This window comes from Microbacterium sp. ZW T6_19, from assembly GCF_044987465.1.
GTDB lineage: Bacteria > Actinomycetota > Actinomycetes > Actinomycetales > Microbacteriaceae > Microbacterium > Microbacterium natoriense_A.
Map to the genome: position 1 here is coordinate 34,183 of NZ_JBJDRH010000007.1, position 11,668 is coordinate 45,850.

The window sequence follows — 11,668 nt, forward strand, 5'->3', positions numbered from 1 at the left end:
GGATCTGGTCGGGTGAACGTGTTCTCCCGACGATCCGCCGTGACCCTCGGATGCCGGGCCCTCACCAGAGGAAGGTCGCCCCCACCGCCGCGACGAGCCCGAGAACCGCAACGGGCCACCAGAACCACGCCCGCCGCCCGGGCAGGAACGGCATCCGCTGCCCTCGGGCAGACCGCAGGATGAGCACCCCGACGGCGGCGAGGGACGGTGCGAGCGCGATTCCCCACGCCCAGCCGCCGACCGTGAACCACGGACCGCCGGTCCACAGCAGCAGGAGCCCGGATGCCGCCCACGCGAGGTCGCTGATCGAGGGAAGCCACGACTTCGCCCGCAGCGCGCGGATCAGCGCGATCGCTCCGAAGATCAGCGCGAGAGCGACGGCAGACCAGCCGACGATGGCGTTCGCTTCCGCGGGGCCAGGGATCGGGGTGCCTGTCGCGTACGCGACGGCGACGTCGTCGACGGTGGCGACGGTGTTCGACAACGCGATGAACGCCGTTCCGGCTTCGAGGTCCAAGGTCAGGAAGGTGCGAAAGCCTCCGGTTCCGCCGTTGTGCCAGGTCTGAGTGCCCGCCCCATCGAAGGACGGCGACGTGATCCATCCCCACCCGATGTCGGCGCCTGGTCCCATAGACGCCGTCGGCTCGAGTGCGGCTGCACCCGGAGCCGTGCCGTCGAGGTTGGCCTGGGCCCAGATCGCCACGTCGGATGCCGTGGTGAATGTCGATGAGCCTGCAGGCAGATACCCCTCGCCCCACCAGCGCGGTGCCCGCGTGCCGTTGAGCAGGAACCCGGGGACGGCATCTGCGGGCACATCGTCAGCCGTGGCCGCGACGACGGTGTCGTCCATGCCCAATGGCCCGGTCAGGCGCTCTTCGAGCAGAGCGGCGTAGTCGTCGGCCCCTGCTGCCTCGACGAGTGCGGTGCCGAGCAGGGAGACGGCGAAGTTCGAGTAGACCACACCCTGGTCGGGGTCGACGGGTGCGATGGCCGCGTCGGCGATCAGCTGCTCGGTGGTCGTCGACGCGTAAGGGTTCTCGTTCAGAAGCAGGTTCGAGAGCGTGTCGGCAGCGGCGGTCGCGCCCAGACCGGGCAGCCCGGAGGAGTGCTGCGACAGGGACGCGAGCGTCACATCGCCCGCCGGGGTTCCTTCGAGCGCACTGAGGTATTGCGAGAGGTGGTCGTCAGATGCGACCTCTCCGCGCTCGACGGCCTCGGCGAAGAGGGCGCCCGTGAACGTCTTGGTGATCGAGCCGAGCTCGAAGACGGTGTCGCGGTCGGGGGCTCCGGGGTTTCCGGGATCCGCGTCGCCGACGCCCGCGAAGACGGCGCCGTCGGGTCCGATCTCGGCGACGGACAGGGAGCGGAAGCCGTCGAAGCCGCCAGGAAGGGAACGGATGCTCTCGGCGAGGCGTTCGTCACCGGTCTGCGCCGCGCTCACCGTCTGATGTTGAGGGCCGAAGGCCGCGCCCGCAGCCACGGCGGCGATCGCTGCGCCGGCGAGCACGGCGAGCACCGGCATTGCGGATCGGTGAGGACCTGGGCCGGGTGCGGGCGGAACCGCGGAGTCGGTGAGGGTGGGGGAGGTCATGGTGCGGTGCTCCTCAGCTCGCGGCGATCATGGTCAGGACGAGTAGGGGGACGACGCGCGCAACAGGGACTACGTAGTGCCCGCGTCGCGGCGAGGCGAGCCAGCCGGCGCTGACGAGCTGACGCAGATGGTGATAGAGCTGACCCGACGAGGCGAACTGGTCGAGTTCTAGGAGCTCGGCCGTCGTCTGCGTGCCGGCCAGGATGCGGCGCACCAGCTCTAGGCGCACCGGGTGCCCGAGTGCCTCGATCGGACGCGCGAGCTCGCCCCAATCCTTCGCGAGGAGATCCGCAGCGTGGAGACCGTACTGCCAGCGGACGGGGCCTGCCGGCACCTCGACGGCACCCGCCATCATCACGACACCTGGAGCGTGACGCCCGAGCGTGTTGACGAACCACAGCGGGTCGGTCGGGGCGTCCGACACCGCGTCCGCCCCCGCATCCGTCGCCGCCGCAGCATCCACGTCTCGGGCCTCGAACTGCGCTCGAAGGAGCTCGACCTCGCGTTCCAAACGGTCCACGCGCTGCTCGATCTCGTCGCGCGAATCAGTGTTCATGGCTGCAACAGTAGCAATAGTTCGTAATTACGAAGAAATCGAATGAAGTGATGGGTTTCATCGGAGGCGCGGGAGAGAGGCTGAGGTTCGGTCCGCCGCTCCCCAGTGCGGGCACCGTGGCTCGGATGCGGTCTATTACACTGGCGACGTTGAGGGGGCGACATGAGTATGCAGCAAGGTTGGTACGACGACGGTTCCGGGCAGCTGCGCTGGTGGGATGGCAGGCAATGGACGGAGCACCTCGCCCCCGCATCGCCACCAGTGGCATCATCTCAGGTACCTCTCGTGCGACGATCTTCCCCGGTGCTGGGAATCATGGCGCTCGGGTTGGCCATAGCAGGTACTGCGCTGGCAGTCATCCCGAGTGCGCTCGACGCTCACGGGTTCGTGATGCTGACCTCCTTCGTCTTCGGGATGCTGCTGCTGGCGGCGGCGTTCGTGATGTCGCTGATCGGCACTCTCCGCAAAAGCGCAGCGAAGTGGCCTTCGCGCATCGGGTTGGGATTGTCGACCGTGGGCGGGATGACTGCCACGGTCGTCTTCGTCACGGCGATGCTGGGGAGTGTGGCAGGAACATCGCCGCCGGAAGCCACCAGTACCGAGCCTCCGTCGTCAGAAGCGGCGACGGAGCGCCGCTCGGCCGAAGAGATCGCCACCTTTCTCGAGCAGAACGTGCGCCCAGCAGACGACAAGGTCTACAGCGACTACCTGTTCGAATGCATGGGCAAGAGCCTGTACTCGTCCGATCTTTCGGACGACGAACTTCAGACGCTGTTGTCGATCGATGCGGATTCGCTCAAGAGCCTCGTCGAGCAGGATCCTGTGTGCTCCGCCGAAATCGCGACGGTAGTGGCGGGTGACATGCACGGTGCCGGCGCAGAGGTCTCCATCGGGTCCGGAGTCACTCTGCAAGTCACCGTGCGACCCGCGCAGCTCCGGGATGCCGAGCCCGTTCTCCCGGGCAGTCCGGTGACACAAGAAGACATCGATTACTCCTGGGGCGATGCCGCCCAGACCGACGGCCAGGTCGCGGTGGTGACGATCGTGGTGCGGAACAAGGGTGATGCCGCCCAATCGGACAACGGGGCATTCTTCTCTCTGCTCGACTCCTCGGGAAAGAGCATCACGGGCTCGGCCGGCATGTTCGGAACCCTCGACTACCCCTCCGATCCTTTCGACATCAGCGGTGTCGCCCCCGGTGGAGAGAAGACGTTCACTGAGGTCTATCCCGTGCGCGCTGCGGACATCGGCCAGGTCAAGGGCGACGTGCTGCTCATCAGTGACATGGGTGAGGGCTACGGTTTCATCATCGAATAGGGCCGGATCAAGGAATCTCGCCGTCGGCGCGGTGCCTCGATCATCCGACGACGGGAAGGGACGCTGATGGATCATCGACCTCGCATGCGGCCGGTGCTGACACCGGCGCAGGAGCGCGATCAGGTGATCCTCGATGCTGCGGCCGCGCGCCGCGCGGCGGGGGAGAAGGTGCGCGCCCTTCGCGGTGCCGAAGACGGCCGGCTGCGCATCTATACGAAGGCCGAAGCGGGCCCCGCATGGTCGCGATCGTCATCCTCGCGCGCGGTCTTCGCGCTGAGCGGTCAGCTCGTGTTGTTCGCCATCATCTCTGCGATACTTGCGCTCATGGTCGTGATGGCCGTGCGGTTCGACGGGTCGGAACAGGGTGCGATCTTCGTCGGTGTCTTCGTCGTCGGAGCGGTCTGGGTCGCGACGGCTGTGATCGTGATCAGAAGCATCATCGCCGCGCGCCTGCGCCGGAGGAGTGGACTTCCCGCGCCTCGCCCGAACAGCGACCACCTCTGAGCGACGCTCCAGAAGCTCGAGTTCCGGATCGGCTGACACGTCCGCTACTATTTTGTTCGCATCGCTTACTTAAACCTGGTCCTGAGTCACCGGGCTCGATACAGTTCACTCGACGACTCGGCAGCGCTGCGGAGTGCACCCACGAGGAGAGATCATGAAGTTCTTCCAACGACTCGGACGGTCGATCATGCTGCCGGTGGCGGTTCTGCCGGTCGCCGCGATCCTGTCCGGCATCGGCTACTGGATCAAGAGCGCTGCCGGCGCCAACATCGTCAGCACCTTCCTCAGCGCGGCGGGCGGTGCGCTGCTCGACAACATGGCCCTGCTGTTCGCGATCGGCATCTCGATCGGCATGGCGAAGAAATCCGACGGGACGTCCGCCCTGGCCGGTCTCGTCTCGTGGCTCGTGGTGACGACGCTTCTCAAGCCCGAGACGGTGGCCGCCTTCACCGGGGCGAAGCTCGACGACGTGCCGGCGGCCTTCGGCTTCGTCCAGAACGTGTTCATCGGCATCCTGTGCGGTCTCATCGGCGCCTTCTGCTACGACCGGTTCAAAGACACGAAGCTCCCCGATGCGCTGTCGTTCTTCTCGGGCCGCCGCTCGGTCGCGATCGTGACCGCCGCGTTCTCCCTCGTCGCCGCGATCGCCCTGTTCTTCGTCTGGCCCTTCGTGTACGGCGGCCTCGTCGCCTTCGGCGAGTGGATCGTCACGCTCGGCCCGATCGGCACCGGCATCTACGGCTTCCTGAACCGCATGCTGATCCCCGTCGGCCTGCACCACGCGCTCAACTCAGTCTTCTGGTTCGACGTCGCGGGCATCAACGACCTCAACAACTTCCTCGCAGGTGAGGGCACCTACGGCGTCACCGGTCAGTACATGACCGGGTTCTTCCCCGTCATGATGTTCGGCCTCCCCGGCGCGGCGCTCGCGATGTACGTGACGGCGAAGTCGACGCGCAAGAAGGTCGCCGCCGGCATCCTGCTCTCCGGCGCCATCTCGTCGTTCTTCGTCGGCGTCACCGAGCCTCTCGAGTTCTCCTTCATGTTCCTCGCTCCGGTGCTGTATGTGATCCACGCCCTGTTCATGGGCATCTCGATGGTGATCAGCCAGATACTGCCGGTGCGAATGGGCTTCGGGTTCTCCGGCGGATTCATCGACCTGGTGCTCGGCTGGGCCAACCCGATGGCCGAGAACCCATGGATGATCCTCATCATGGGCGTCGCCTGGTTCTTCATCTACTTCTTCGTCTTCTACGTCGTGATCAAGCGCTTCAACCTGAAGACTCCCGGTCGCGAAGACGATGACGGCCTCGAAGAAGGCACCGACCTCGACCCCGCGGTGAAGGATGACATCTACCTCGCGACCGCCGGAAAGTTCCTCACCGCGCTCGGCGGCAAGGAGAACATCACCGAACTCGACAACTGCGCCACCCGGCTGCGGCTGGAGATCGCCGACGTCTCGAAGGTCGACGAAAAGGCCCTCAAGCACGCGGGCGCCGCCGGCACGATGAAGGCGGGCGGGCACTCCGTGCAGGTTGTCTACGGGCTGAACGTGCAGTTCGTAAAGGACGCGATGGAACGCATCGTGTCCGGTGACGCGGCGGCTCCGGCCGGGTCTGCGGCGACCGGAGTGGTCCTCACGGCGGCTGCGCCGAAGACGGATGCCGGTGTGCGCACTCTGCGTCAACCGCTCGCGGGTACCGTGGTGCCGCTGTCGGAAGTGCCCGACCCGACCTTCGCGCAGGGGATCATGGGCCCGGGCGTCGCGATCCAGCCGAGCGGTGACACCGTGTTCGCGCCGGCCGACGGCACGATCGGGGCGACGTTCGACTCCGGTCACGCGATCGCACTGGAGCTCGACGACGGCACCGAGCTGCTCATCCATGTCGGAATCGACACCGTGCAGATGAAGGGTGACGGATTCGAGACCCTCGTGAAGAAGGGGGATCGGGTCACGGCAGGCACGCCGCTCCTGCGGTTCGACATCGGGAAGATCGCGGCGGCCGGATACTCGGCGGTCACTCCCGTGATCGTGCTGAACGACGAGAGCGCGACCATCCGGTTCGCCTGATCGGTCGACCGTGCCCGCCGGCCTTCGAGCCGGCGGGCACGGTCGTGCCGCAGCGGTGCATTTCTCTCAGCTTGCCCAGATCTTGCAGTCATGTAATATTGCACGTCTGCAAAAATATCTGAGCCTCCTGAAGGGCTGGAATGTCAACTGTCTCCACCCGCACCGGGTCCACCCCGGTCGCAACATCCGGTGCGTCGAAGCCGATCATGACGCACCGTCAGATCATGTTCGTGATCTACGGCCTCATGGCCGGAATGTTCCTGTCATCCCTCGATCAGACCATCGTCGGCACCGCGATCCGCACGATCGGCGATGACCTGCATGGGCTCGATCAACAGGCGTGGGTGACCACCGCCTACCTCATCACATCGACCATCTCCGTGCCGATCTACGGAAAGCTCTCCGACATCTTCGGACGGCGTCCGCTGTTCATCTTCGGCATCACGGTGTTCATCATCGGGTCGGTGCTGTCGACGTTCTCGTCGTCAATGCTGATGCTCGCGGCATTCCGTGCGTTCCAGGGAATCGGCGCCGGGGCGCTCATGTCGCTGCCGCTGGCGATCATGGCCGACATCCTGGCCCCGCGTGAACGAGCCAAATACCAGGGCTACTTCTTCGCGGTCTTCGGCATCTCCTCGCTGATCGGCCCGCTCGTCGGCGGTCTCTTCGCGGGCGCGAACGAGATCCTCTGGATCGCCGGCTGGCGCTGGGTCTTCCTGATCAACCTGCCGATCGGCCTCATCGCGCTCGGCATGGTGATCGCGTTCCTGCACCTGCCGAAGATCGGCACGCACAAGAACCCCCGCATCGACTGGTGGGGCGCCACTGCGGTCATCGTGGCCCTGGTGCCGCTGCTGCTCGTCGCCGAGCAGGGACGCGAATGGGGGTGGACCTCCGTGGCGGCGATCGCGTGCTACGTCATCGGCGGTCTCGGCGCCATCGGGTTCGTGCTCATCGAGATCTCGATGAAGAACGACGCGATCATCCCGATCCGCCTGTTCCGCTCCAACACGTTCTCCTGGGCGACCATCATCGGCGTGCTCGTCGGCTTCGGCATGTTCGGCGCCATGATGACCATCCCGCTCTACATGCAGATCGTCGCAGGACTCACCCCGACCGAGTCGGGCTTCGCGATGCTTCCGATGGTGGTGGGCCTCATGGCATCGTCGATGGCGGCCGGACAGATCACATCGCGCACGGGCAGGTACGGGTTCTTCCCCCGCACCGGAACCCTCACCACCGCGCTCGGGTTCCTCATCCTGACGTTCGTGTCGGCCGGCACTCCCATCTGGTTCATGATGATCGGCATGTTCGTGGTCGGCCTCGGACTCGGCCAGCTGATGCAGTCGCTGACCATGGCGAGCCAGAACGCCGTCGAGGCGCCCGACATGGGCGTGGCCACCAGCGCTGCGACCTTCTTCCGCCAGATCGGCGGAACCCTGGGCACCGCGATCATGTTGTCGGTGCTGTTCACGCTCCTGCCGACGAACATCACGCACAGCATGGGCGACAAGCCCACGCTGACCGCGGCCCTCGACGCTGCGCTCGACCCGGCCGTCGCCGGTGCCGAGCAGAACAAGGCCGTCATGGCGCAGCTGTGGACTCCGATCGTCGGACCGCTGCAGGAGAACATCCAGACTCAGCTCGACGAAGGTGCGACCTCGGCGAAGACGGCGGCTTCGGATGCTGTGACCACGGCTGTCACCGACGCCGTGAACCAGGCGGTCGCAGCCGGCCAGGTGCCGGCCGGTGCAGCGCAGACGGTGATCGACCAGAAGGTCGCGGAGGCGCTTCCCGCTGCCGAGGCCGAGGCGCTGCAGGCGGTCGCAGACAAGGCGCACGCCTCCGTGGTGGACGGCGCGGTGTCGGTGGACTGGTCCGACGACACCCAGCGCACGTACTGGGTCGACAAACTCGTGCCCGACATCGCCGAAGAGATCGACAAGGGGACGTCGGATGCGTCGAGCGGATCGAGCGATTCGGTCAGTGACACGTCGTTCCTGAACGGCGCGGATGCGGCCCTCACGAAGCCGTTCATGGTCGGCTTCACCCAGGCGATCGATGTGATCTACTGGGTGGGATTCGGAGTGCTGATGCTCGCGTTCGTGCTGAGCTGGTTCTTCAAGGCTCCGCCGCTGCGGACGCGCTCCGCGCTGCAGGAACGGGCGGACGAGGCGGGATTCACCGCGACCGGGACGATCAAGGTGCAGAGCTGATATGACGAACGACCAGAGCGCAGGGGAGCCTTCGGGGCTTCGCGAACGCAAGAAGAGGCAGCGGCGCGAAGCCCTGCACGAGGCTGCCCTGCGCCTGGTCGAACGTCAAGGGCTCGATGGCACGACCGTCGAGCAGATCTGCGAAGAGGTCGGGGTTTCGCCCCGTACGTTCTTCAACTACTTCCCATCGAAGACGGCAGCAGCCCTCAACCTTCCCGAACAGATCATCTCGCCCGAGGCCGCAGCACGATTCCGTTCGACGAGCGGCGAGCTGATGCCAGCCATATGCGAACTCCTCGCCGACTCGATGAGCTCGGGGGTCGAGCGCGTGAGGCTGAAGAAGCTGATCACCGATCAACCGCAGCTGGTCGCCGCCTTCACGCAGTGGATGGGCGCGTTGAAGGCGGAGTTCCACGTTCTGGTCGAGGAGCGTGCGGGTTCCCCTGAGGTGGCCGACGCGGCGATCATGCTGGCTCTCGCGTCGCTGCGAACCCTCATGCACCGCCCGGCTGACGACACGCGACCCGACGCGGTCCGGCTGCTGGAGACCCTCGACCGGCTGATCGCCGTGCGCCACGTGACGATGGTCGAGTCCTAGTCGCACACCGACCGTGTGGTGCCGGGAGGATGGACGATTCGACGCGAGTGGCGTATACCGGAGACGAACGACCGAGACGAAGGAGCACGTCAATGACCCACCGCATCGGATACATCGTCGGCAGCCTCTCGCAGGACTCGATCAACCGGGTCCTGGCGAAAGCACTCGTGCGCGTGGCGCCACCGAGCCTCGAACTGTCCGAGATCTCGATCCGCGACCTCCCTCTCTACAACCGTGATGACGAGATGGATCCGGTGACCGCGGTCACCGACTTCAAGAGCGCGATCGAGAAGTCCGAGGGACTGCTGATCGTGTCGCCCGAGTACAACCGCTCGATTCCCGGTCCGCTGAAGAATGCGATCGACTGGGGATCCCGCCCCTGGGGGCACAACTCCTTCGCACGCAAGCCCACCGGCATCATCGGCGCCTCCACGGGCGCCATCGGCACCGCCGTCATGCAGTCCTCGATGCGCAGCGTGCTGAGCTTCCTGAACGCACCTCAGCTCAACGCGCCCGAGGCGTACATCACGTTCAAGCCCGAGGTGTTCGCCGACGACGGCCAGGTGTCGGATGCCGGGACGGAGCAGTTCCTGACCCACTACATGAGCGAGTACGCGGCGTTCGTCGAGCGGGTGCTCTCACTCACCGCGCCCGGACACGTCGGGGATCGGGAGTGACCTCGTCGATGTTCGCACGGGGATAGGGTCCGACGGCGCGGCCGCGGAACTCGTGGGATCTGCCTGACCCGGCTCAGTCGAGATGCTCGGCGACGAGTGCGGCGAGGGCGGCGGCGTCGTGAGGAGCGTGGCCGCGGGCGTCGTTGTCGAAGTACACGTACACGTCGCGGGGTCGACCGTCCTCCGCGCCGGTGCCGTCGGCCCACGCCGTCACGAGATCGGCCCATTCGCGCAGCTCTGCGGAGGTGTATCCGCTGTGGTACAGCATGCGGGCACCATGCAGTCGCACGTAGGCGAAGTCTGCGGTGAGTGCGTCGAAGCGCGGCCATCGTCCTGCCGTGTCGGCCACCACGAGCGCGACTCCGTGCCGTTGCAGCAGCCGCAGGCTCGACGGATCGTCCCATGAGGAGGAGCGCGGTTCGATCGCGTGGCGGATCGGGACGTCGGCCTCGATCTCGAGCCATGCGCGTCCGTCGAGCCGAGCGTCGTGCCTGCGAGCGAGCTTCTGCGCTTCTCCGGTCGTTGCGGGCAGCGCCTGCAGGAAGTCCTCGAACTGCTCCGCGTCGAAACGCAGCCGTTCCGGGAACTGCCAGAGAAGAGGGCCCAGCTGCGGTCCGAGGGCCAGCAGGCCCGAGGCGAAGAAGTTCGAGAGCACTTGATCGACGTTCTTCAGGCGGAGCATGTGCGTGACGTATCGAGAGCCCTTCACAGCGAACACGAAGTCCTCCGGCACGCTCGCACGCCACCTCCGATAGCTGTCGGGCCGTTGCAGCGAATAGAACGAGCCGTTGAGCTCGACAGTGGGGAACCGTTCACCGATGTACTCCAGCTCTCGTCGCTGCGGCAGGCCCTTCGGGTAGAAGTCACCGCGCCACCGGGGGTACCTCCACCCCGAGACGCCGATGCGGACGACGCTGCGGACCTGTCGGGAGGACACCATCGCGCGTCAAGCCCCTTGGCAGCGGAGCCCACGCACGCGCAGGATCGAAGAAACCCGCACGAGAGAGGATCCCGAGATGTCCGATGCAGAGGAACGGATCGACGACCTGAAGCCGACGGGCGATCTCGCCGAACAGCGACGCCCGGTCATCGACGAACCCGACGACCCTGAACGCGCGGTCTCGCTCGAGCCGGTGTCCGCACTGACCGAGGCCGATGAGGCCGATGTGGCCGACCAGCGCGAAGAAGTGCCGTTCGATGACGAGCCGACGTCCTCGGAGGAGGGGGCGGGGGTCGGGGTGTTGGCGTCAGACGACGAGGGTTTCCTGGAGCAGTAGGGGCGCATCGAGCCGGCCATCGCCGCGCCCGACGCGGTTCCGGGCAGCAGGTCGCTCATCTCATGTCCTTCCTCGATCGTCGTCTTCGACGCTACGTCGGGCATGATTCGAGCGCGCCGGGGTTGACGCGTGCGGATGCGGTCGCTATCGCGCGGACGGCGGGGAGTTCAAGCAGGACGGCCGCCGACGGAGATGGTTGCCCTCTCGAGTCATCCGCTCCCCAGCTGGATCTTCCCGAGAGGGCTCACCGCCCTTCCCGGACGGCAGGGGAGGGCGGCGAAGATTTCGCGGCTCTCATCGGCTGATTCCCCAGTTCTCAGCCTGTATCCCCGGTTACGCATACCAGAGTATCGCTCTTTTGTCATGTCCGCCATTTGGGGGACAAAGAAATATACGAATATTCTCGCGCCGGAGTCGGGGTTGCCGCGGCGGCGGCGAACCATAGAGTGGTGTCATGGACAGGACGCTCGTGCTGAACACGCAGCTCGCCATCGCGCGAGGGCATCGCATCGAGGTGTCCGAACGGATCGTCGAGGGCGGGGAACCCGCAATCCTCTCGATCGTGGATCTCGACACGGGCATCCGCTACCGCAGGGCCGAAGAGCCACGGGGAGAGATCGTCCGCTGGATGGGGCGGGTCCTCGAGTGCACGGTCGTGTTGGGCGGGACCGGTGCGCACACCGAACTCGCGGTGGCTCCGGAGGCGTCAGGGGGCACGGGAGCCCGCACTGCGCTGCGGGAAGCGGATGCGGCGGTCGACGCGGCGAAGGCGGAGGCTGACCGCTGGGGCGGGACGGACAAAGCGCCGGAGGAGCCCGTCGACCGGATCTGGTGAACGCTCCCTCCGTGTCCGCGGGGAGA

Annotated in this window: 11 protein-coding genes and 1 pseudogene; 9 read left to right on the forward strand and 3 right to left on the reverse strand. The window is 66.2% G+C overall.

Translation table 11 applies throughout. From position 1 onward, the window contains the following. Nucleotides 1–61 precede the first annotated feature (61 nt). Both ACI3KT_RS11855 and ACI3KT_RS11860 read right to left on the reverse strand, forming a co-directional pair. On the reverse strand, nt 62–1,591 hold the full coding sequence (locus ACI3KT_RS11855) for a serine hydrolase domain-containing protein (protein ID WP_404904436.1): 1,530 nt from the start codon (nt 1,589–1,591) through the stop codon (nt 62–64). 13 nt (nt 1,592–1,604) lie between these two features. After that, nucleotides 1,605–2,147 (reverse strand): ArsR/SmtB family transcription factor, encoded by a 543-nt coding sequence (locus ACI3KT_RS11860; protein ID WP_404904438.1) that lies wholly within the window; start codon nt 2,145–2,147, stop codon nt 1,605–1,607. A 168-nt stretch (nt 2,148–2,315) separates the two neighbouring features. On the opposite strand from ACI3KT_RS11860, the pseudogene ACI3KT_RS11865 reads away from it, so the two are divergent. The 7 genes and pseudogenes from ACI3KT_RS11865 to ACI3KT_RS11895 all read left to right on the forward strand — a co-directional run. Beyond that, a pseudogene (locus ACI3KT_RS11865) lies at nt 2,316–2,402 on the forward strand (DUF2510 domain-containing protein); the annotation flags it as partial. Nucleotides 2,403–2,432: 30 nt separating this feature from the next. Then, a complete protein-coding gene (locus ACI3KT_RS11870) occupies nt 2,433–3,464 on the forward strand; it encodes a hypothetical protein (protein ID WP_404904659.1) in 1,032 nt (343 codons plus the stop codon). A 66-nt stretch (nt 3,465–3,530) separates the two neighbouring features. After that, nucleotides 3,531–3,968 (forward strand): hypothetical protein, encoded by a 438-nt coding sequence (locus tag ACI3KT_RS11875; protein ID WP_404904439.1) that lies wholly within the window; start codon nt 3,531–3,533, stop codon nt 3,966–3,968. A gap of 154 nt (nt 3,969–4,122) precedes the next feature. Next, nucleotides 4,123–6,039, forward strand: coding sequence for an N-acetylglucosamine-specific PTS transporter subunit IIBC (gene nagE / locus ACI3KT_RS11880; protein ID WP_404904441.1), 1,917 nt, complete (start codon nt 4,123–4,125; stop codon nt 6,037–6,039). Between the two features lie 140 nt (nt 6,040–6,179). After that, on the forward strand, nt 6,180–8,255 hold the full coding sequence (locus ACI3KT_RS11885) for an MDR family MFS transporter (RefSeq protein WP_404904444.1): 2,076 nt from the start codon (nt 6,180–6,182) through the stop codon (nt 8,253–8,255). A 1-nt stretch (nt 8,256) separates the two neighbouring features. Next, entirely contained in the window at nt 8,257–8,853 is a 597-nt protein-coding gene (locus tag ACI3KT_RS11890; protein ID WP_404904446.1) for a TetR/AcrR family transcriptional regulator, read from the forward strand. 92 nt (nt 8,854–8,945) lie between these two features. Then, nucleotides 8,946–9,530, forward strand: a complete 585-nt coding sequence (locus ACI3KT_RS11895) for an NADPH-dependent FMN reductase (protein WP_404904448.1) — start codon at nt 8,946–8,948, stop codon at nt 9,528–9,530. A 73-nt stretch (nt 9,531–9,603) separates the two neighbouring features. On the opposite strand, the gene ACI3KT_RS11900 is transcribed toward ACI3KT_RS11895, so the two are convergent. Beyond that, the gene (locus tag ACI3KT_RS11900; protein WP_404904450.1) at nt 9,604–10,470 is read right to left on the reverse strand and encodes a DUF72 domain-containing protein; all 867 of its coding nucleotides are present in this window, start codon (nt 10,468–10,470) and stop codon (nt 9,604–9,606) included. Between the two features lie 76 nt (nt 10,471–10,546). On the opposite strand from ACI3KT_RS11900, the gene ACI3KT_RS11905 reads away from it, so the two are divergent. Together ACI3KT_RS11905 and ACI3KT_RS11910 are read left to right on the forward strand one after the other, a co-directional pair. Then, entirely contained in the window at nt 10,547–10,807 is a 261-nt protein-coding gene (locus ACI3KT_RS11905; RefSeq protein ID WP_404904451.1) for a hypothetical protein, read from the forward strand. Nucleotides 10,808–11,261: 454 nt separating this feature from the next. Then, nucleotides 11,262–11,642, forward strand: a complete 381-nt coding sequence (locus ACI3KT_RS11910; protein ID WP_404904452.1) for a hypothetical protein — start codon at nt 11,262–11,264, stop codon at nt 11,640–11,642. Nucleotides 11,643–11,668: the final 26 nt, after the last annotated feature.